Below are 21,982 nucleotides of genomic sequence, written 5' to 3'. Positions count from 1 at the left end.
CCAGCCGTAAGGCAAGCTTGCGGAAGAAGCAGCAATTTGCGGGCATGAGCAGCCCATATCTGGAAAAGGTATTGGATGCAGGGCTGGCTGAATTGAAGTCAATTTAACAATATGTTCACGCTCTCGCCCTGATGTCGAAGGGTGCTAGAGATACGTGGTGCTTTTATCGGCTTATTTTAATTGATAGAGTTAGCAGGCACTCAGGCATGATTAGTTAAAATACTATAAACACCATAATCAATAACTATTAGATGATAAAAACTATGGAACCACGCGCAGAAATAAGACGTCGTACCCGGCTGTCGCCGGAAGCTCGTCGCTCCCAATTGATGGAATGTGCCATCGAGGTGTTCTCCCGTCGCGGCATTGGCCGTGCCGGTCACGCCGAGATTGCCGAACAGGCCAAGGTCTCTGTGGCTACCGTCTTCAACTATTTCAACACCCGCGAGGAGTTGGTAGATGAGGTGCTGGCCGAGATCGAACGCTTTGTGAACCAGATGCTGTCGCAGGCATACGGTGACCAGGACTCCATTTTCGACAAGATCCAGCGTCATGTGCGCCTCTCTGTCGATGCCGCCTACGATCAACCGGATTATGCCGGTATCTGGCTGGAGTGGAGTTCATCGGTTCGGGAAGAGGTATGGCCCCGCTATACCCGGCTGCTCGATCAGTGCCTTGAGCTGATCGCCTGCGAGCTGCAAACCGCCATGGATGCAGGGGAGATCACCAGCGTGCTGTCGGCACAGGATCTTGCCCGCTCTTTGACCGGTTTTGGCTATGTGATGATGCAGATGATCAATCAACCCCAGCGCCCGGCGCGCGAAGAGGTGACTGATTTCCTGTTCAAGTACGTGACGGCACCTATTCAGGCTTGCTGATACGGCTTAACGAAAAAAGGCGCCCCTCATCGAGGGGCGCCTTTTTTTATCCAGTTTGTCTGGCTAGCTCAGCCGTGGCCATAGCCCCAGCGGCGGGTCAGTTCATGCTCGACACCCAGATGATCGAGGATGCGGGCGACCATAAAGTCCACCAGATCCTCGATACTTTTCGGCTCATGATAGAAACCGGGCGCGGCAGGCATGATGGTCACCCCGAGCCGCGCCAGTTTCAGCATGTTCTCCAGATGGATCGCCGAGAAGGGGGTTTCGCGGGGTACCAGGATCAGCTGGCCGCGCTCCTTGATCACCACATCCGCCGCCCGCTCCAGCAGATTGTCTGAGGTGCCGTTGGCAATGGCCGAGACGGTGCCCATGGAGCAGGGGCAGACCACCATCTGCTTGGGCGCTGCCGAGCCGGAGGCGACCGGCGAGAACCACTCCTCCTTGCCACAGGCCACGATCTGCCCATCGACGGCGCCATACTCGCGACAGAGATAAGCAGAGAGTTCTTTCGGCGAGCCGGGCCACTCCTGCTGCTGCTCGGTCTTGAGTACTACTCTGGCCGCAGAGGAGGCGAGCAGGTAGACCCGATAGTCTGCCTGCACCAGACACTGGAGCAGGCGCAGGGCGTAGGGGGCGCCGGAGGCACCGGTCAGCGCCAGGGTGATCGCTTTGTTCATAGTTCGCCGTGGTAATCCTTGAGGCGGGCGATCAGCTTGTCATGAATGCCACCGAAGCCGCCGTTGCTCATGATCAGAATATGGTCGCCATCGCGGCTCTCGGCCACCAGCCGGTTGATCAGGGTCTCCAGATCGTTGAATACCTTGGCGGGTCGGGTCATGTGGGCGGTCACTTCCCCCAGATCCCAGCCAATGTTGGGCGGCTGGAAGAAGAACACCTCGTCGGCGCCATCGAAGCAGCCTGCCAGCTCCTCCTTGTGAACCCCCAGCTTCATGGTGTTGGAGCGAGGCTCCAGCACCGCCAGAATACGTGAGCCGCCTACCTTGGCGCGCAGACCGCCGAGGGTGGTCTCGATGGCGGTGGGGTGGTGGGCAAAGTCGTCATAGACGCTGATGCCAGCCACCTCGCCCTTGAGCTCCATCCGCCGCTTGGGGGATTTGAACTGGCAGAGGGCTGCGATGCCGTGCTCCACCATGACACCGGCATGGCGGGCGGCCGCGATGGCCATCAGACCGTTGTTGACGTTGTGCTCGCCGATGCACTCCCAGTGCACCTCGCCCTGCTTCTCGCCATCCAGCCATACCTCGAAGGCGGAGCCGTCATCGGCCAGCTTGACCGCCTTCCACTTGGCGTCGTCCTGACCCACCAGCTCCACTTCGCTCCAGCAGCCCATCTTGCGTACGGCGGTGAGGTTGTCATCGGCTTGCGGGAACAGCACCCGGCCGTTGCTCGGCACGGTGCGCATCAGGTGGTGGAACTGGCGCTGGATGGCGGCGAGATCCGGGAAGATGTCCGCGTGGTCGAACTCCAGATTGTTCATCACCAGGGTGCGCGGATGGTAGTGGACGAACTTGGAGCGCTTGTCGAAGAAGGCGCAGTCATACTCGTCCGCTTCGATCACGAAGAAGGGGGCGGAGCCCAAGCGGGCGGAGACCGGGAAGTTGCCCGGTACGCCGCCAATGAGGAAACCGGGCTCCAGCTTGGCGTACTCCAGCACCCAGGCCAGCATGCTGGCGGTGGTGGTCTTGCCGTGGGTGCCGGCAACGGCCAGTACCCAGCGATCCTGCAGCACATGCTCCAGCAGCCACTGGGGGCCGGAGATATAGGGCAGATTGCGGTCCAGCACATATTCAACACAGGGGTTGCCGCGGCTCATGGCGTTGCCGATCACCACCAGATCCGGCGCCGGATCGAGTTGGGAGGGGTCATAGCCTTCGGTCAGTTCGATGCCCTGTTGCTCGAGCTGGGTACTCATGGGGGGATAGACGTTGGCATCCGAACCGGTCACCCGGTAACCAAGCTGTTTTGCCAACACCGCCAGACCACCCATAAAGGTGCCGCAGATCCCGAGAATGTGAATATGCATACCGCTTCCTTTCGCAGTAAAGGGAAGTGCGCATTCTAGGGGGTGTTGCGGTGGTGGCACAAGCCGCACTCATGGTGAGAGACCCACAGATGCGGCACAGGAAGCAGAAATCTTGTCACAGTTCGGGCGTGCGAGACAGTAATGGGTGGAACGGCTTTATTTGAGGCTTGATATTGTGTCGCACTTTCTTACAATTCTTCGGTTTTGTGACGCACCCTACAGTTTTACCATATCGCACTTTTCCAACGGAGAGTCTCCATGGGCAAGTTCTTGCTTTGCTATCTGGTCGGTGGTCTGGTGGCCATCAGTTGGGCTGCGCTGCCCGCTCATGGTCCCTGGGATCAGTGGGACCTCGCGATTTTTCATACCGTTAACGGCTGGCTCGGGCAGTCGCCGTTGTGGGCGGATCTGGTGGCCATCACCAATAACCGGCTGTTCGATCTGGCGGTGCTCGCCTGCATGGGGCTGATCCTGGCTCGCTGTTTCTTTGCCCGTGATATTGCTGGTCGTCGCCAGCTGGTGGCGATGGGCATTGTGATGCTGATGAGTGCGCTGGCGATCAATCAGCTTGGTCATCAACTGCCGGTGGAGCGCCCCAGCCCGACTCTGATGGTGAGCGACGCCTTGCGAGTCACCCATCTCAGTGCGATCCCGACCAAGGACTCTTCCGGCGATAGCTTCCCGGGGGATCACGCCCTGTTCCTGATGATCTTCGCCGGTTTTGCCCTGCGCTATCTGCCGCGCTGGGCCGGTGTCAGTGCATTGCTGATGGTGCCGATCTTTTCCGCGCCGCGCATTCTGGCGGGCGCCCACTGGTTTACCGATGTCTATGTTGGCGCGCTGGGGCTGGCGACCCTCTGCCTGCCTTGGTTACTGCTGACCCCGCTGGCGGATCGGCTGATCGCGCGAATCGTTCCCTATCTCGCACCATTGCCGTTGCTGCGCAGCCAGACCCACTGCCAGACCCACTGATTGAACAACGCAAAATAAAACGCCCCGACATCTTGATGTCGGGGCGTTTTGTTATCAGCCCGCTAGAGCATCAGCCTTGATAGCCGTTCGGGTTGTTGCTTTGCCAGCGCCAGGTATCGACCATCATCTGCTCCAGACCACGCTCTGCCTGCCAGCCCAGCTCAGCACGGGCCAGCGTCGGCTCTGCCCAGCACTCGGCGATGTCGCCCGGGCGACGGGGTTTGATCTGGTAGGGAATGGGTCGGCCGCTGGCCGCTTCAAACGCCTTGACCATCTCCAGTACCGAGTAGCCCTGACCGGTACCCAGGTTGTAGGTGAAGACGCCGGTGTCGCGCTTGATGCGCGCCAGTGCTTTCAGGTGGCCGATGGCCAAGTCCACCACATGGATGTAATCGCGCACGCCGGTGCCGTCTGGCGTTGGATAGTCGTTGCCAAATACCCCCAGCTCCTTGAGCTTGCCGACACCCACCTGGCTGATATAAGGCAGCAGGTTGTTGGGAATGCCGTTGGGATCTTCACCAATCAGGCCGCTCTCGTGGGCGCCGACCGGGTTGAAGTAGCGCAGCAGTACGATGGCCCAGCGCGGATCGGATTTGGACACGTCGCGCAGGATCTCTTCCACCATCAGCTTGGAGCGGCCGTAGGGGTTGGTGGCGCTGGTGGGGAAATCTTCCCGTAGCGGCACCGAAGCGGGATCGCCATACACGGTAGCCGAGGAGCTGAACACCAACCGGAACACGCCCGCCTTGGCCATCTCTTCGCACAGCACCAGAGTACCGCTGATGTTGTTCTGGTAGTAGGTGAGCGGGATCTGGCTCGACTCCCCGACCGCCTTGAGGCCGGCGAAGTGAATGACCGATTCGATCTGGTGGTTGGCAAACAGCTGCTGCAGGCAGGCTCTGTCCAGCACATCCCCTTCGACGAAGGTGACCGGTTTGCCGGTGATCTGCTCGACCCGCTTGAGTGACTCCGGTGAGGAGTTGGAGAGGTTGTCGAGTACCACGACCTGCTGCCCCGCGCCGAGCAGCTCAACCAGGGTGTGGGAGCCGATATAGCCGGCGCCCCCTGTGACCAGTATTGTCATTTTTTTATCCCGTGTTCTGGTGAAACTGGGGGCAGAGTCTACCCGTCCTGTCTGCTCTGGAAAAGCTTGGGATGCCAATGAAGCCTTCGTTACTGCTCAAGAAAGCCTTCACCACGGCTCAATAATCGAGACTGATATCCCCTGTCGCGGTGCAGGAGCAGGCCAGAGCAACGCCGCTCTCCAGATCCTGCGCACTCAGGGTCATCACGCTCTGGCGCTCGATATCCCCCTCGGTGGAGCACCTGCAGGCGCCACATACGCCGGCGCGACAAGCTGCCATCATGGTTTCGCCCGTTGCTTCCAGCGCCGCCAGCAGGGTCTGGCCCGGCAGAATCTTCACCTTTTTGCCGCTCTTTTTCAGGGTCAGCCAGAAGTGGTCGCTGGTGGTCATGGCGGGCTCTGCGGGAGGAAGACCGAAGGACTCCTGATGCAACTGCTCCGGTGGCAATCCCAGCTCCGCCAGCATGGTGCTGATAGCCGCCATATAGGGGGTGGGGCCGCAGAGATAGACATGGCGCTCGTGCAGATCAGGGGTCAGTTCGGCCAGCATGGCGGGGGTGAGTCGGCCAATCCAGGGGTGATCTGCTGGGGCCTCTTCCAGAATCAGGGCATGGCGCACGCCGGAATTGGCCGCAGCCAGCGCAGCCAAGTCGTTTGCGAAGATCACATCCTCCGGCGAGCGGGCGCTATGGATAAAGCGGATATCGGCGTCCGGCCGTTTGGCGAGCTCGTCCCGCAGCATGGCCCACATGGGGGTGATGCCGGAACCAGCGCTCAAGAGCAGCGGCCGCTCGCAGGGCAGGGCGGTCAGGTTGAAATCGCCGAACGGGCCATCAGCCCTTATTTGATCACCCACCTGCAAGGTCTGGTGCAGATGGCGGGAGACTCGTCCCACATCCTTGATGGTGACCTGCCAGCACGTATCCTGCGGGCTGGAGGAGAGGGTGTAGGCGCGGCACTCCGGCTGGCCGTCGATCTCGGTATGCAGGGTGATGCACTGGCCAGCCAGTACGGGAGGGAGGCTGCCAGAAAGCGGCGCCAGCTGCCAGCTCACTACGTCGTGGGTGTTCTGTTGGCGGCCAATGCAGGTGAGCGTGAGAGAGGTCATCACAAGGCTCCTTATGTTTGAAACGGGTTGAAAAACGTCTGATGGAAAAGCCGGATCCAGAAAAAAGGCGAGCCGGGCGGCTCGCCAAACGCTTACAACATGAGGTGCCGATCAGGCCGCCAGGATCTCGGCCAAGTCAGCCTCGGCCGTGGTGGTCCCTTTCAGGCCAAACTGCTCCTCCAGCACCTTGAGCAGGGCTGGGGTGAGGAAGGCGGGGGCGGTCGGCCCGGTACGAATGTCTTTCACCCCAAGGGAGAGCAGGGTGAGCAGAATGACGATGGCTTTCTGCTCGAACCAGGAGAGCACCAGCGTCAGCGGCAGATCGTTGACCCCGCACTCGAACGCCTCGGAGAGCGCCAGTGCCAGCTGGATGGCAGAGTAGGCATCGTTGCACTGACCCACGTCCAACAGGCGCGGAATGCCGCCGATGTCGCCAAAGTCGAGCTTGTTGAACTTGTACTTGCCGCAACCCAGGGTGAGCAGCAGGCTGTCGCGCGGCGCTGCCTTGGCAAACTCGGTGAAGTAGGCGCGCTCGGCCTTGTCGCCGTCACAGCCACCCACCAGGAAGAAGTGGCTGATCTCCCCGGCTTTGACCTTCTCAATCACCGCGGGCGCGGCCTGCATCAGGGCGTTGCGGGCAAAGCCGATGGTGATGAAGTGCTCGAGCTCGGTGTGTTTGAAGCCATCGAGTGCCAGAGCCTTGGCGATCACGGCGGAGAAATCATCCCCCTCCAGATGAGTGACGCCCGGCCAGCCGACGATGGAGCGGGTGAAGATGCGGTCACTGTAGTTGCCCACGTTCGGGTCGATGATGCAGTTGGAGGTCATCACCACGGCGCCCGGGAAGTTGGCAAACTCCTTCTGCTGGTTTTGCCAGGCGGAGCCGTAGTTGCCCACCAGATGGGGGTACTGCTTGAAGAAGGGATAGGCCAGTGCGGGCAGCATCTCGCCGTGGGTGTAGACATGAATGCCGGTCCCCTTGGTCTGCTCCAGAATGAGCTTGAGATCCATCATGTCGTGGCCGGAGACCAGAATGCACTTGCCGGGGATGGGGGTGACTCTGACCTGGGTCGGTTCCGGATGGCCGAAGGCGCTGGTTTCACCGAGATCCAGCATCTCCATGATTTTGAAGTTGAGCTGACCGATCTCCATGGCACAGTTGAACAGCCGACCCATTTCGCTCGGGTCTGTGCTGAGCCAGCTCATGATGCGGTGGAATTCGGCGGCCACCTCGTCACTCTGCTGATCCAGCACCCGAGCGTGCTCCATATAGGCGGCCGCGCCCTTGAGGCCGTAAAGGCAGAGCAGGCGCAGCCCCATGATGTCTTCATTCACCTCGTTCTTGCCCCGATTGGGGGCGGCTGGCGCAGCATTGGCGAGCTGTTCCAGCAGCTCGGCGCCGGGCTCGAAGTGAGCGGATTGCGGCAAGTCGTTGACCTGCACCGCCATGGCGGCCAGACGATCGGCCAGCTGCTGGCGATAGGCAAGGGCCTGATTGACGTAGGCCACGATGCGATTCGAGTCGAAGTTGACGTTGGTGAGGGTGGCGAAGAAGGCCTTGGGCACGAAGGCATCGATCTCGCGGTCGATGATGCCCTGCTCGCGGGCGGCCAGCGCCCAGGCGCTGAGTCCCTGCAGGGTATAGATCAGCACATCTTGCAGATCCGAGGTTTCCGCCGTCTTGCCGCACATACCTTGTGCGTAGGCACAGCCGTTGCCAGCTGGGGTACGAATTGTCTGTTCACATTGCACACAAAACATCATGTCTCTCCTAATTGGACATTTCAGTTGTTTGTTTTGTGGCGATTCTATTCCCCTCGTGAAAAACTTAATAGACATTCAATTTGCCAATTAAGATTCCCTTGATGCAGATCAAAAATAAAAAAAGCCGCCCAAACAGGGCGGCAAGCGGGTGGATAAAAGGAGAGACAACTCAGGTTTGCAACAGAACATAACAATCAAGCGGGTTGGGCCGGGGTCTGGTCAGGTGCCCCCAGCCCGCTACTTACTCAAGCAAGCATACGTATGCTGTAGCTGGCTTGGTTCACTATCAGGCCAGATAAGCGCGCAGCATCCAGACCAGTTTTTCCTGCTGTTGCACATAGTCGGAGAGGATGGAGGCGGTGCCTTCATCACCGGCTTCGGCGGCCTGACCCAGAATGCGGCGCTGGGCGACCAGCAGTTCGCGGAAGCTCTCCAGCAGGGATTCGACACAGGCGCGGCCATCGTGCAGCCCTTTCTGCTCGGGGATGGCAGAGACTTTCAGGTAGTCGCTGAAGCTGTGCATCGGCACCCCGTCCAGCGTCAGGATCCGCTCGGCCAGCGCATCGACTTTGAGCAGCAGGTCGTTGTAAATCTCTTCAAATTTCAGGTGCAGTTCGAAGAACTGGTTGCCACGGATATTCCAGTGGAAGCCGCGCACGTTCATGTAGAGGATCTGGTAGCTGGCCAGCAATTTGTTCAACTCGGCTGCCAGGGCTTGTGATTGAGCAGTATCAAGACCAATCGGGCTTTTCATCATTCACCTCCAGATTTGGAAATCGGTTTTAAATTCTCTTTTGGAACTTGTCTTTCGAAACCCAGTCAGAATAACGCCTTGCAAAATGCAGGGACAATTGCTTGTGCCTAACTGTTTGATAGCTAACGGCTATCAAACAGTACGCAGCAGCGGGGACAATGGATGAGGATTAGGGGAAGTATTTTTCGAGCAGCGCCATCAGGATGGCCTGGCACTCGCGGTCCGCTTCGCTATCGACCTTGCTGGCGCGAAAGTGGAGCTGAAAGGCGCGCATGACGGCGCGGCTCTGCTCATCCCACTGGCCGGTCTGGGGTAGGCCGTAGCCATAGCGGGCCAGCTGTTGTTGCCACATTGCCGCATCCCAGTCGGGCAAGGGGCTGGCCAGTAGCTCGGCTACCCGATCTTCATCGGGCCAGGCGCCGACCCCGTACGTCAGATAGAGCTGGCGCCAGGGGAAGTGGGGGCCGGGATCCTGCTTGCGCTCGGGGGCGACATCGCTGTGGCCCAGCACCTGGGTCGGTGGAATGCGGTAGCGGGCGACCAGCTCCCGACTGAGGGCGCCGACGGCGGCAATCTGCTGCGGGGTATAGGGTTGCCAGCGGCGGGCATCGGGGGCCAACGACTCATCTTCCGCTGGATAGCCGAGGTTGACGATCTCGATGCCAAGGGAGCTGGCATTGAGCCCGGCATATTGGTGCCAGCGGCTGCGCCCTGCATGCCAGGCGCGCGCACTGTCCGGCACCAGCTGATAGACCGGTAGCGGGGTCTCGTGGTTATCGCGGGGGATCAGGTAGTGGGCGCTCACCTTGTGCTCCGGCTCGGTCAGCAGGCGCAGGGAGTTGGCATCATCTTCGTCGGTGTAGTGGAGGATCAGAAAGGCGATCCGCTCGTTCTGGTTGGCGCTCTGATAGCGGGTCGAGAGCTGGTATTCGGACGGGGTGCAGGCGCCCAGTAGCAGAACTAGTGGCAGAAAGAAGAGGGGAAGAAGACAGCGCCAGCGCCATCCCCCTGCCACAGCCAGTCTGCTGAGCGTGGGGGGAGTGAGTCGCTGGCACATGTCGAAGGCCCTGCCCGGTCAGTTGCGCTGTTGGTTAGCTGCGGTACTTGGCAGTGAGGCCGATCAGGAAGTTGCGCAGGATCTGATCCCCGCAATCCTGATAGTGCTTGTGATCCTTGGAGCGGAACAGGGCACTGAGCTCGGACTTGGAGAGGTTGAAGTCGGCGAGCTTGAGCGTGCCGAGCATGTCCTCTTCCTTGTAGTTGAGGCCGATGCGCAGCTTGCGCAGGATCATGTTGTTGTTGATCCGGTTCGGGATCACCTGGGCCGGGGCATCTTCCCGCACACCACGGCGCGCGATGATGAAGCCATCGAGGAACTGGCTCAGGGCCGAGTCGGGACAGGCGACATAGCCTGCCTCTTGCTCTTCACCTTCCGCCGCCTCTTTCATCAACCAGCTGTGCAGCTGGGCGTGAGTGACCGTCAGGTTGCCCTTGGCAAACATCTCGACCATCTCGTCGTTGCTGATGGTGAGGGCGTAGCGCAGACGGCGCAGAATATCGTTGTTGGTCATGCTGACTCCTGTGTAAACGGCGCAACTTTACCATCTGGCGGCCCTCGCGTCAGAAAAAGCGGGGGCCGGTACAGTTCGGGTCAAGCCAATCAAGCCTTACCGAGATAGCGGGGCGCCTCCTGGCGCACCAGTTCCAGCGCATCTTGCAGCTCCAGCAGCTCGGGTTCCAGCTCGCTGACCGGTACGCCGTCGCGCAGCTGTTGCTCCAGCTGGGAGAGCAGCCGTTGCAGCCCCGGCACCCCGGAATAGGCACAGCCACCGTTGAGGCGGTGGAGCTGGGCCAGCACCTCGCTATCTTCAATTTCGCCAGCCAGTGCGCTATCAAGCACCGGCTCGACTTCGTCGAAACTGGCCAGCAGCATGGTCAGCATCTCTTTGGCGAGATCCTCTTTGCCCGCCGCCTGCCGCACCGCCAGCGCCCAGTCTATCTGCTGAGCACCGTCATTCTGGTGGCGACGATAGGCAAAGTCGGTGATGAGCTGGGCCAGCATGGTCTCGTCGATGGGCTTGGCCAGATAGTCGTCCATCCCCTGGCGGATCAGCCGCTCCCGCTCGCCGGGGATGGCGTGGGCGGTCACCGCCACGATCGGGGTGGTGGTATTGAGTGACTGGTTGCGGATCGCCTGGGTGGCGCTGATGCCATCCATGATCGGCATCTGGATATCCATGAAGATGATGTCGAACGGCTGGCTCTGGGCCTGCTTGACCGCCTCCTTGCCGTTCTTGCACACCACCACCTGACTCACCATCTCCTTGAGCATGGCGGCGATCAGCTTGAGGTTGGCGGCGTTGTCATCCACCGCCAGTACCTTGATCGGTTGCAACTGGCGCGGCGCGGGTTGGGCGGGCAGCTTCTGGCGGCTCGCCTCGGGCGAGAGCAGGGCGTGCAGCAGCTTGCGGTGGTTGACCGGTTTGGAGAGGCAGTGCTGGGCACCGTGGGCCAGCATCGCCTCGTAGAGCGCCGGCTCGTGGCTGCTGAGCAGCACTATGGTGTTCTGCTGCAGGCCGCTCAGGCTGTCGAGGCGGCCGATCACCTGCTGTGGCGTATGCAGGGTGCTGCTGCCGATGATCACCATCTCCTGCTCGCTCATTTCGGGCCAGGGGTCATCGCTGGTCAGTGGCTGCACGTCGAGCTGCCACTCCGCCAGCAGGGCGAGCAGGGAAGCTTGGGCGAAGGGATCCGGCTCCAGCAGCCAGAGCCGTTTGCCACGGATCCGATCCAGCGGCAGTTGATCGGTCTGGGGCAGGGGTGAGACCTCCACATCGAGACTGAACGAGAAGATCGAGCCCTTGTCCAGCTCCGACTCGAAGCGGATCTGGCCGCCCATCTGCTGCACCAGCTTCTGGGTAATGACCAGGCCAAGACCGGTGCCGCCATAACGGCGGGAGATGGAGGAGTCGGCCTGATTGAAGGCCTGGAACAGTTGGCGCTGCTGCTCTTGCGAGATGCCGATACCGGTATCGCGGATCCGGATGTTGAGTCTCACCTTGTGGTTGCCGCTGCCTATCTGCTCGATATGGACATCGACGTTGCCCTGCTCGGTGAACTTGATGGCGTTGCCGGCGAGGTTGGTCAGCACCTGCTGCAGCCGCATGGGGTCGCCGGTGAGGGAGTCCGGCACGTCGGCATCCACCCGCAGGGAGAGTTCCAGCTGCTTGTCGTGGGCGCTGGGGCCGAGCAGGTGCATGGTCTCGTTGAGAGTGTCGCGCAGGCTGAACGGGATATGCTCCAGCTGCAACTTGCCCGCCTCCAGCTTCGAGAAGTCGAGGATGTCGTTGATGATGCCAAGCAGATTGCGCGCCGACTTCTCGATGGTCTGCATGTAGTCGGTCTGGCTCGGGGTCAGGCTGGTTTTCAGCAACTGGCGGGTAAAACCGATAACGCCGTTGAGCGGCGTGCGCAGCTCGTGGGACATGTTGGCCAGAAACTCCGACTTGACCCGTGCCGCCTCTTGCGCCCGTTTTTTGGCCATGTCGAGCTCGACGTTCTGGATCTCGATCTGCTCCAGCGTTTCGCGCAAATCCGAGGTGGCCTGATCGATATTCTGCTGCATCTCTTCGTGATATTCGGAGAGCGCCTTGGCCATGGCGTTGATGCCGTTTTTCAGCATATCCAGCTCGCCGGTCAGCTCGCCGCTGACCCGGGTATCGAGCCGCCCCTCCCTGATCTTGTGCACCGCCTGCACCATGTTGGTGATGGGCTGGGTCACGCTCTTGACCAGACGGAAACCAAACAGGGTACTGAAGGCAACCCCGATGAGCACCATGATCACCGCAAAGAAGGTGTCGCGGTACTGCAGCAGCATGGCCCGATCGGTCGCCATCTGCATCGAGATGTAGCCGATCATCGGCGGCTCTACATCGCTGGGCAGCGGAAAGCCATCGAGGCTGGTTTCGGCCTGGATCGGGGTGCGCAAAATGATGTCGTCCCCCTGAAACGTCACGCTGGTCAGATCCGGAATCGGCTCGCCATCGGGCAGTCTGAGCCGGGTGAAATCCCGGTGGTAGTTCGAGGTGACGAACAGCTGGTTGTCCTGGGTGAAGACCGCGATGGATTTGATGAAGGGGGAGTTCTTGCGATGGGTCAGGCCAATCAGCCGCTTGAGGGATTCGCGACTGTGCTGGGTCATGCCATATTCACTGGCGATCGCCAGCGGTTCGATGATGTTGATCCCCTGATCAATGAGGTTGTTTTCCAGCTGCTGGTAGCGGTGGAAGGTGAAGTAACCGGCCATCAGGCCACCGATGATCAGGGTCGGCAGAATGGTGAAGGCGAGAACGCGTGCTCTCAGGCCATATTTGGTCATACGAACAGGCCACCAGTGAACAGGGTTGGCGATAGGGTTGATGGCAATGCACGGGCTCTCAGGCCGTATTTGGTCATACTATTATTCTTGTGGGACAATACCCGGCAGCAGATTCCACAATCATGACATAGCCACCTATAGGCACCAAGTTTTATGGCCCAGTTTTTCAAGCCCCAAAAGAAGTCCACCCAGCTCCAACGCATTGAATTTACGATAGACACCCTCGATCACCACTGCGTCGGTATCGGTCGCCATCAGGGCAAGGCGATCTTCGTCGAAGGGGCTCTGCCCGGCGAGACCGTCAAGGCACGCATCACCGAAGAGAAAAAACAGTATGGTCACGCCGCCTTGCAACAGGTGGTGACCCCAGCGGCCAATCGTATCGCCCCCTTTTGCAGCCACTATCGCGAGTGCGGCGGTTGCAGTGCCCAGCACATGTCGGTTGCCGATCAGCAAGCGGCCAAGGCGGCCGGGCTGGTCAGCCTGTTCGAGCGGTTGGGCAACATCAAGGCGCCGGCGCTGGAGCCGGTACTGACCGGTGAAGATCGCGCCTATCGCCGGGTCTGTCGCCTGGCCATCAAATTTGACAAGAACGGTCGCTGCACCCGGGTCGGTTTCCGCCGCCGCAACAGCAACGATCTGGTGGAGATCGACGGTTGCCCAGTGCTGGCCGAGCCGCTCTCTGCGCTGATCCCGGCACTGCGTGAGTGCCTCAATCGCCTCAAGAGCCAGCGCGAGCTGGGCCATGCCGAGCTTATCCAGGCCGAGCAGGGGATCATGATGCTGCTGCGTCACACCGGCCGCCCCAATGAGGCGGATCGCGCCCTGCTGGTGGCGTTTGCCAAAGCGCAGGGGATCGACCTCTATCTGCAGGCGGCTGATGAACGCATCGAAGCGCTGCAGCAACAATTTTCCCCATCCTACTCGCTGGATGGCCTGTCTCTTGCATTTGCTCCCGGTGATTTCATTCAGGTCAACGGCCCCATCAACCAGAGCATGGTTGAGCAGGCGCTGACATGGCTCGGGGCGAGCAAGGATGACAAGGTGCTCGATCTCTTCTGCGGTATCGGCAACTTCACCCTGCCGCTGGCCCGTCAGGCTCGCGAAGTGGTGGGAGTGGAAGGTGAACTGGCCATGGTGCAGCGGGCCGAAGAGAACGCCCGTCGCAACGGCATCAGCAATGCCCGTTTCTACAAGGCCGATCTGAGCGATGACATCGTCGGCATGTCCTGGGCGCGGGAAGGGTTCGATCTGGTGCTGCTGGATCCTGCTCGCCCTGGCGCGCTGGAAGTGATGGGGCACGTCGTGAAACTTTCACCCAAGCGGGTGGTCTACGTCTCCTGTAACCCGGTCACCCTGGCGCGGGACAGTCAGGTGCTGGTGAAAGGGGGTTACCGTCTGGTGCGCCTCGGCATGCTCGACATGTTCCCTCACACCGGTCATCTGGAGTCCATGGCACTGTTTGAACGGATCTAGGCTGCGGGGTATCCAGATGTTCCGTAGCAGCGGTCATCTGGAGTCCATGGCGCTGTTTGAACGGGAGTAAATGACTCATCAGTTTGGCGATGCCTGATTGGTCATCCGGCTGTTTGATCAGATGTGATTGGGGTAATCTAGACCCTTGTCGTTCGGCAGGGCCTGTCGGCGCGCTCTATTGTCTTTCTGGACAATATGCCTTGAAAAGCGCGCCGGATATCCCCATTTGAGGCAATCTCATGAGAGGGAGAAAGTGACAGCTTTCGGCCCGATAATTTAAAGGATTGATACCATGGTTGCGGTTCGCGATATTCATTTGAAAGACAACTTCACCCTGGAGGAGTGGGTCGGCTCGCTCTCCTTGAGTGACAGTGACAAGGATCAGCTGCGAACCGTTTACCAGTACTGTCTGACGCTCGGTGACGAGGCGCTGACCAGCAAGTTGCTGGTGCGCGGCATTGAAATGGTGGGCATCCTGCAGATGCTCAGCATGGATATCGGTACCCTCAAGGCGGCCATCATCTACCCCTTCGTCGAAGCCGGTCTCATCAGCCAGGAGCGGATGGACGAAGACTTCGGCTCCAAGATTGCCAAGCTGGTGGAGGGGGTGCTGGAGATGGAAGCCATCCGCTCCCTGCAGACCCTCCATCGCAGTGAAACCTCGCCTGAGCAGGTAGACAACGTGCGCCGCATGCTGCTCGCCATGGTCGAGGATGTGCGCGCCGTGGTGATCAAGTTGGCGGAGCGAATTGCCTGCCTGCGTGAGGCAAAGACGGCAGATGAAGAGACCCGGGTGCTGATGGCCCAGGAGATCACCAACATCTATGCGCCGCTCGCCAACCGTCTCGGGATCGGCCAGCTCAAGTGGGAGCTGGAAGATCTCGCTTTCCGTTACCTGCACCCGGATACCTACAAGCAGATCGCCAAACAGCTCGATGAGAAGCGGCTCGATCGCGAGCGCTACATTCGCGAGTTTGTGCAATCCCTGCGTAATGGCCTGAAAGAGGCTGGGGTGGAAGCGGAGGTTTATGGCCGTCCGAAACATATCTACAGCATCTGGCGCAAGATGCAGAAGAAGCACCTCGAATTCAACGAGCTGTTCGACGTGCGCGCGGTGCGGGTAGTGACCAAGCGGCTGCAGGATTGCTATGCGGCGCTCGGTATCGTGCATACCCAGTTCCACCACATTCCCCGCGAGTTTGACGACTATGTCGCCAACCCCAAACCCAATGGCTATCAGTCCATCCACACCGTTGTGGTGGGGCCGGAGGGCAAGACCGTCGAGATCCAGATCCGTACCGACCAGATGCATCAGGATGCCGAACTCGGCGTCGCTGCCCACTGGCGTTACAAGGAAGGCGCGCAGGCTGGCGGCAAGGCCAATACCTTCGAAGACAAGATCGAGTGGCTGCGCAAGCTGCTCGCCTGGCAGGAGGATCTCTCCGAGAGCGGCTCCCTGCTCGAGGATCTGCGCAGTCAGGTGTTCGAGGACCGGGTCTACGTCTTCACCCCGAAAGGGGATGTGATCGACCTGCCGGCGGGTGCCACCCCGCTCGATTTCGCCTATCACGTCCACAGCATGATCGGCCACCGCTGCATCGGCGCCAAGATCGACGGCCGCATCGTGCCGTTTACCTACGCGCTGCAGACCGGCGATCAGGTAGAAGTGATCACCCAGAAAGAGCCGAACCCGAGCCGCGACTGGATGAACCCCAACTCCGGCTTCCTGCGCTCCAGCCGGGCGCGGGCCAAGGTGGCGACCTGGTTCAGAAAGCTGGATCGGGACAAGAATATCGTGGCGGGTCGCGAGCTGTTCGAGAAGGAGCTGGATCGCCACAACCTCAGCATGTCCAAGATCGACAAGGGCAACATGCTGCGGCGCTTCAATCTGGAGAGCACCGACGATCTGCTGGCCGGTATCGGCAGCGGCGATATCCGCATCAACCAGGTGCTCAACTATCTCGACACCTGCTATAACAAGCCGACGGCGGAAGAGGAAGATCGTCGCCTGCTGGAGAAACTGGAGCAGAAGGCCAATGCGCCGATGCGCCACAAGCCCAAGGATCACATCGTAGTGGAAGGGGTCGGCAACCTGATGACCCATATCGCCCGCTGCTGCCAGCCGATCCCGGGGGACTCCATTCAGGGCTTCATCACCATGGGGCGCGGTGTCTCAATCCACCGGGAAGATTGCGAGCAGCTCAAGGAGCTGTCACGGCGCAATCCGGAGCGGCTGATCGATGCGGTGTGGGGCGAGAACTACTCCGGCGGCTACGGCCTCACCATCCGGATCATCTCCAACGACCGCTCCGGCCTGCTGCGCGATATCACCACCGTGCTGGCCAACGAGAAGATCAACGTGATGGGGGTGCGCTCGCGCTCCAATGTGCGCGAGCAGACCGCCGAGATCGACATGGAGCTGGAGATTTACAATATCAACGCCTTCAACCGGGCGTTGGCCAAGCTCAGTCAGCTTAACGACGTGATCAGCGCCAAGCGGCTGTAATTATCGAACCGACCGGCCCCTGTGGCCGGTCTGCATTTCCGACCCTTTTTGAACGAATCAACAAGCGAATATCCCATGTCTCAACGTTACGACCTCTCTCAACTGCTCGACATGATATTGCTCGGCTGCGCGGCGTGATGTCGCTTTATCCCCCTTTAACGAATCGAAAGTGAGTAGCCCATGTCTCAACGTTACGACCTCTCTCAACTGCTCGACATCATGGCTCGTCTGCGCGATCCGCAAAACGGCTGTCCCTGGGATCTGAAACAGGACTTCCAGAGCATAGTGCCGCACACCCTGGAAGAGGCCTACGAAGTGGCCGATGCCATCGAGACTGAGGATTGGCAGGGGTTGAAAGGGGAGTTGGGCGACCTGCTGTTTCAGGTGGTGTTCTACGCCCAGCTGGGTAAAGAGCGCGGCTTGTTCGACTTTGCCGATATCGTCGACGCGGTGAGCGAAAAACTGATTCGCCGTCATCCCCATGTGTTTTCCGATGCAGATCTTTCCAACGAGCAGGCGGTAAAAGCGAACTGGGAGGCAGAAAAAGCCAAAGAGCGCGCGGCACTCGATAAAGAGAGCGTGCTGGATGACATTCCGCAGGCGCTGCCGGCCTTGACCCGCGCCGCCAAAATTCAGAAACGCTGTGCCACCGTCGGTTTTGACTGGAAGACGCTGGGGCCGGTGGTGGACAAGATCCACGAAGAGATCGACGAGGTGATGGAAGAGGCGCTGATGGCCGATGTGGACGAGGCGCGGGTGAGCGATGAGCTCGGCGATCTGCTGTTTGCCACCGTCAATCTGGTGCGTCATCTGGGCAAGGATCCGGAGCAGGTACTGCGGGGCGCCAATGCCAAGTTCGAACGTCGTTTTCGTCAGGTTGAGCAGTTTATCGCCGCAGAAGGCTTGAAAATGACCGATTGCACCCTCGAAAAGCTCGATGCCGCCTGGGATCGGGCCAAGGAAACCGAGCAAAGTTGATTTGGCGCAAGATGGGGGGGCGGTGAGCCTGATAGATTTTTGCTCATTGTTTGGGAGAGGGGTTTTTGGTATACTGTTTCCCCGTCCTGCTTCATCCCCGAAGCACCCCTTAAAATTCCCTAAACTTCTTTCAGGTTCAGCATGACGACCAAATATATTTTTGTTACTGGTGGCGTTGTTTCATCCCTCGGCAAAGGCATTGCCGCAGCTTCTCTGGCAGCCATTCTGGAAGCCCGTGGTCTGGATGTGACCATCATGAAACTGGACCCGTACATCAACGTGGATCCGGGCACCATGAGCCCGACCCAGCATGGTGAAGTGTTCGTAACCGAGGACGGGGCCGAAACCGATCTGGATTTGGGCCACTACGAGCGTTTCATCCGCACCAAGATGACCCGTCGCAATAACTTTACCACCGGCCGTATCTACGCCGACGTACTGCGTAAAGAGCGTCGTGGTGACTATCTGGGCGCCACCATTCAGGTTATCCCGCACATCACCAACGCCATCAAAGAGCGGGTGATTGCCGGTGCCGAAGGCCATCAGGTTGCCATCGTCGAAGTGGGCGGTACCGTGGGTGACATCGAGTCCCTGCCGTTCCTCGAAGCCATTCGTCAGCTGGCTGCCGAAGTGGGCCGCAACAACGCCATGTTCATGCACCTGACGCTGGTTCCTTACCTGGCTGCTGCCGGTGAAGTGAAGACCAAGCCGACCCAGCACTCCGTCAAAGAGCTGCTCTCCATCGGTATCCAGCCGGATGTGCTGATCTGCCGCTCCGACCGCGCCATTCCGGCCAACGAGCGCGCCAAGATCGCCCTGTTCTGCAACGTGCCCGAGCGCGCCGTCATCTCCATGAAAGACGTCGACTCCATCTACAAGATCCCGGCACTGCTGAAATCCCAGAATCTGGACTCCTACTTCACCGAGCGTTTCGGTCTGGAGTGCAAAGAAGCCGACCTGTCCGAGTGGGAACAGGTTGTCTTCGAAGAGGCCAACCCGACTGCAGAAGTGACCATCGGTATGGTCGGCAAGTACGTATCCCTGCCGGATGCCTACAAGTCCGTCAACGAAGCACTCAAGCATGGTGGTCTGAAGACTCGTCTCTCCGTCAACATCAAGTACATCGACTCCCAGGACATCGAGACCCGTGGCTTCGAGCTGCTGGAAGGTCTGGATGCGATCCTGGTACCGGGTGGCTTCGGTGAGCGTGGCGTGGAAGGCAAAATCCTGGCTGCCCAGTATGCCCGCGAGAACAAGATCCCTTACCTGGGTATCTGCCTCGGCATGCAGGTTGCCATGATCGAATTCGCTCGCAACGTTGCGGGCATGGCAGGGGCTCACTCCTCCGAATTCAAGAAAGATTGCGCGTATCCGGTCGTCGGCCTCATCACCGAGTGGGTGGATGAAGAGGGCAACGTCGAGACCCGTACCGAGAAGTCTGATCTGGGCGGTACCATGCGTCTGGGTTCCCAGCTCTGCCACCTGGTCGAAGATTCCAAGGTGCGTCAGATGTACGGCAGCCCGACCATTTACGAGCGTCACCGTCACCGTTACGAAGTAAACAACAAGCTGCTGCCGCAGATTGAAGCGGCAGGTCTGAAAGTGACCGGTCTCTCCGCCGACAAGAAGTTGGTGGAAATCATCGAGATCCCGGATCACCCCTGGTTCGTGGCCGCGCAGTTCCACCCGGAGTTCACCTCAACTCCCCGTGATGGCCACGCTCTGTTCGCCGGTTTTGTGAAGGCGGCAGGCGAGTATCAGAAGCGTAATTTGAAGTAATTTAAAATAAATGCGGTTGGGGCCTGTGCCACAGCCGCTTTTTTTGGCATATTTTTGTTGTTTTTTTACGAAACCTGAGGAAATACACATGTCCAAGATCGTTAAAGTGATCGGTCGTGAAATCATCGACTCCCGTGGTAACCCGACCGTTGAGGCCGAAGTTCACCTGGAAGGTGGTTTTGTTGGTATGGCAGCCGCTCCGTCTGGCGCGTCTACCGGTTCCCGCGAAGCGCTGGAACTGCGTGACGGCGACAAGAGCCGTTTCCTGGGTAAAGGCGTGCTGAAAGCCCTCGAAGCCGTAAACGGCCCGATCGCTCAAGCTCTGCTGGGTAAAGATGCCAAGGACCAGGCCACTGTTGACCAGATCATGATCGACCTCGACGGTACCGAGAACAAATCCAAGTTCGGCGCCAACGCCATTCTGGCTGTTTCCCTGGCTAACGCCAAAGCTGCCGCTGCTGCCAAAGGCATGCCGCTGTACGCCCACATCGCCGAGCTGAATGGCACTGCTGGTGTTTACTCCATGCCGCTGCCGATGATGAACATCATCAACGGTGGTGAGCACGCCGACAACAACGTCGACATCCAGGAGTTCATGATCCAGCCGGTTGGCGCCAAGACCCTGAAAGAAGCTGTCCGCATGGGCGCTGAAGTGTTCCACAACCTGGCCAAAGTGCTGAAGTCCAAGGGCTACAACACTGCAGTCGGTGACGAAGGTGGTTTCGCTCCTAACCTGAAATCCAACGCCGAAGCGCTGGAAGTGATCGCTGAAGCCGTTGCTGCTGCCGGTTACAAGCTGGGCACCGACATCACTCTGGCGATGGACTGTGCTGCTTCCGAGTTCTACGACGCAGAGAAGAAAGAGTACAACCTGAAAGGCGAAGGTCGTATCTTCACCTCCAACGAGTTCTCTGACTACCTGGCTGACCTGACCACCAAGTTCCCGATCGTCTCCATCGAAGATGGCCTGGACGAATCTGACTGGGACGGTTTTGCTTACCAGACTGCTGAATTGGGCAAGAAAATCCAGATCGTGGGTGACGACCTGTTCGTAACCAACACCAAGATCCTGAAGCGCGGTATCGACAACGGCGTTGCCAACTCCATCCTGATCAAGTTCAACCAGATCGGTTCCCTGACCGAAACTCTGGCTGCCATCAAGATGGCCAAAGACGCTGGCTACACTGCCGTCATCTCCCACCGCTCCGGTGAGACCGAAGACGCGACCATCGCCGACCTGGCTGTTGGTACCGCTGCTGGCCAGATCAAGACCGGTTCCATGAGCCGTTCTGACCGTGTTGCCAAGTACAACCAGCTGATCCGTATCGAAGAAGCTCTGGGTGCAAAAGCTCCTTTCCGCGGTCTGAAAGAAGTTAAAAACCAGGCTTAATTTGCTGGTTTGCCAGCCTCGGCTGGAATGAAAAAAACCGGAACCCTTGGGTTCCGGTTTTTTTATGTCTGATCCTTGCCACAACGGCCCGAGAGGCGAGGGCGTAGTGCCTCTGGTCTCGGGTCAGACAAAGGGCTGCATGCGCTGATAGCGCCCTGCATGCGCCTTGAAGCCCAGCTTTTTAAACAGGGCGATAGAGCGGACGTTATCTGCATCGATATCTGCGGTGAGGCGGGTGACTCCCAGCGTGCTCGCGTGGGCGAACAGCAATCCCAGCGCTTCCGACATAAACCCTCTGCGCCAATAGGCCGCATTAAGCAGACAGCCCACCTCGCAGCAGCGACCCGCCTCGCTGAAACTGTGCAGGCCGCAGGTGCCGATCACCTTGTTGCCCTCTCGCTCGACAATCGCCCACTCCAGCGACTCCCCCGTTTGCTCCAGCCGCACCACGCTCGCCATCAACTGCGCCACCATGGCGGGAGAGGTAAAGCAGGGATCAGAGGCAAACTCCATGGTCAGCGGATTGCCATAAATCTCGAACAGATCGGCAGCATCCTGCGGGCCAATGGTGCGCAGTACAACCCGAGTGCCGATTAAGTCTGGCTTCATAAATCTCCTTGGGATGTGTTACGCCAGCAAAGCCACAGGTGAATAAAGAGGCCATCTGAACGTCGGTCTCAAAGACAACTGGTGCTATCACGAAATATTGTGACCGCGAACGTCCGATTACGCTTCGCTAATCGAACCTACGGGCTTGTTAGCTGCCCTTGCTGATATATGTAAATGATTTTCCTGATTACCCATGACCCTCAGCCAGCTTCAAGAGCCGATATGGCATTGGAGGGCTTGCCACGACAGCATGCCCTAA

Annotated in this window: 17 protein-coding genes; 7 read left to right on the top strand and 10 right to left on the bottom strand. The window is 59.3% G+C overall.

Going from position 1 to position 21,982, the window contains the following annotated elements; translation table 11 throughout:
• Window positions 1–263: 263 nt before the first annotated feature.
• Complete coding sequence (locus PG888_RS19945; protein ID WP_270694112.1) at window positions 264–878, top strand: TetR/AcrR family transcriptional regulator; 615 nt, start codon at window positions 264–266, stop codon at window positions 876–878.
• A 68-nt stretch (window positions 879–946) separates the two neighbouring features.
• Here the strand turns inward: PG888_RS19945 and PG888_RS19940 are convergent, their stop codons facing one another.
• Complete coding sequence (locus tag PG888_RS19940; protein ID WP_270694113.1) at window positions 947–1,558, bottom strand: flavin prenyltransferase UbiX; 612 nt, start codon at window positions 1,556–1,558, stop codon at window positions 947–949.
• Window positions 1,555–2,925 carry a UDP-N-acetylmuramate:L-alanyl-gamma-D-glutamyl-meso-diaminopimelate ligase gene (mpl, locus tag PG888_RS19935; RefSeq protein WP_042063094.1) on the bottom strand — a complete coding sequence of 457 codons (1,371 nt, stop codon included), beginning with the start codon at window positions 2,923–2,925 and terminating at the stop codon, window positions 1,555–1,557. Before mpl ends, PG888_RS19940 begins: the two co-directional genes overlap by 4 nt.
• A gap of 258 nt (window positions 2,926–3,183) precedes the next feature.
• Here mpl and PG888_RS19930 point away from each other — a divergent pair, with 258 nt between their 5' ends.
• Window positions 3,184–3,897: a phosphatase PAP2 family protein gene (locus PG888_RS19930; RefSeq protein ID WP_270694115.1), complete on the top strand. Its 714-nt coding sequence runs from the start codon at window positions 3,184–3,186 to the stop codon at window positions 3,895–3,897.
• A gap of 70 nt (window positions 3,898–3,967) precedes the next feature.
• Here the strand turns inward: PG888_RS19930 and galE are convergent, their stop codons facing one another.
• From galE to barA, 7 genes are all read right to left on the bottom strand, one after another.
• A complete protein-coding gene (gene galE, locus PG888_RS19925; RefSeq protein ID WP_151287387.1) occupies window positions 3,968–4,981 on the bottom strand; it encodes a UDP-glucose 4-epimerase GalE in 1,014 nt (337 codons plus the stop codon).
• Between the two features lie 118 nt (window positions 4,982–5,099).
• Complete coding sequence (locus PG888_RS19920; protein WP_270694117.1) at window positions 5,100–6,089, bottom strand: hybrid-cluster NAD(P)-dependent oxidoreductase; 990 nt, start codon at window positions 6,087–6,089, stop codon at window positions 5,100–5,102.
• A gap of 111 nt (window positions 6,090–6,200) precedes the next feature.
• Window positions 6,201–7,850 carry a hydroxylamine reductase gene (gene hcp, locus PG888_RS19915; RefSeq protein WP_270694118.1) on the bottom strand — a complete coding sequence of 550 codons (1,650 nt, stop codon included), beginning with the start codon at window positions 7,848–7,850 and terminating at the stop codon, window positions 6,201–6,203.
• 289 nt (window positions 7,851–8,139) lie between these two features.
• Window positions 8,140–8,607, bottom strand: a complete 468-nt coding sequence (locus PG888_RS19910) for a Dps family protein (protein ID WP_021229540.1) — start codon at window positions 8,605–8,607, stop codon at window positions 8,140–8,142.
• Window positions 8,608–8,776: 169 nt separating this feature from the next.
• On the bottom strand, window positions 8,777–9,664 hold the full coding sequence (locus PG888_RS19905; RefSeq protein ID WP_270694119.1) for an N-acetylmuramoyl-L-alanine amidase: 888 nt from the start codon (window positions 9,662–9,664) through the stop codon (window positions 8,777–8,779).
• Between the two features lie 34 nt (window positions 9,665–9,698).
• The gene (locus tag PG888_RS19900; protein WP_042063090.1) at window positions 9,699–10,178 is read right to left on the bottom strand and encodes a DUF1456 family protein; all 480 of its coding nucleotides are present in this window, start codon (window positions 10,176–10,178) and stop codon (window positions 9,699–9,701) included.
• An 89-nt stretch (window positions 10,179–10,267) separates the two neighbouring features.
• Window positions 10,268–12,985, bottom strand: coding sequence for a two-component sensor histidine kinase BarA (gene barA, locus PG888_RS19895; RefSeq protein ID WP_270694120.1), 2,718 nt, complete (start codon window positions 12,983–12,985; stop codon window positions 10,268–10,270).
• A 153-nt stretch (window positions 12,986–13,138) separates the two neighbouring features.
• Between barA and rlmD the strand changes: the two genes are divergently transcribed.
• The 5 genes from rlmD (at window position 13,139) to eno (ending at window position 21,114) form a co-directional block, all read left to right on the top strand.
• On the top strand, window positions 13,139–14,461 hold the full coding sequence (gene rlmD / locus PG888_RS19890) for a 23S rRNA (uracil(1939)-C(5))-methyltransferase RlmD (protein ID WP_270694121.1): 1,323 nt from the start codon (window positions 13,139–13,141) through the stop codon (window positions 14,459–14,461).
• Between the two features lie 292 nt (window positions 14,462–14,753).
• Window positions 14,754–16,967, top strand: coding sequence for a GTP diphosphokinase (gene relA / locus PG888_RS19885; protein ID WP_042063087.1), 2,214 nt, complete (start codon window positions 14,754–14,756; stop codon window positions 16,965–16,967).
• Window positions 16,968–17,147: 180 nt separating this feature from the next.
• On the top strand, window positions 17,148–17,945 hold the full coding sequence (gene mazG, locus PG888_RS19880; protein WP_270694122.1) for a nucleoside triphosphate pyrophosphohydrolase: 798 nt from the start codon (window positions 17,148–17,150) through the stop codon (window positions 17,943–17,945).
• A 141-nt stretch (window positions 17,946–18,086) separates the two neighbouring features.
• On the top strand, window positions 18,087–19,724 hold the full coding sequence (pyrG, locus tag PG888_RS19875; RefSeq protein ID WP_058052499.1) for a glutamine hydrolyzing CTP synthase: 1,638 nt from the start codon (window positions 18,087–18,089) through the stop codon (window positions 19,722–19,724).
• Window positions 19,725–19,812: 88 nt separating this feature from the next.
• Entirely contained in the window at window positions 19,813–21,114 is a 1,302-nt protein-coding gene (gene eno / locus PG888_RS19870) for a phosphopyruvate hydratase (protein WP_042063085.1), read from the top strand.
• 123 nt (window positions 21,115–21,237) lie between these two features.
• Here the strand turns inward: eno and PG888_RS19865 are convergent, their stop codons facing one another.
• Window positions 21,238–21,723, bottom strand: coding sequence for a GNAT family N-acetyltransferase (locus PG888_RS19865; RefSeq protein WP_139409253.1), 486 nt, complete (start codon window positions 21,721–21,723; stop codon window positions 21,238–21,240).
• Window positions 21,724–21,982: the final 259 nt, after the last annotated feature.

The organism is Aeromonas sp. QDB23, from assembly GCF_027707745.1.
Classification (GTDB): domain Bacteria; phylum Pseudomonadota; class Gammaproteobacteria; order Enterobacterales; family Aeromonadaceae; genus Aeromonas; species Aeromonas allosaccharophila.
Note: the sequence above shows the minus strand (reverse complement) of the source record. Positions and strands in the feature narration are given on the sequence as shown.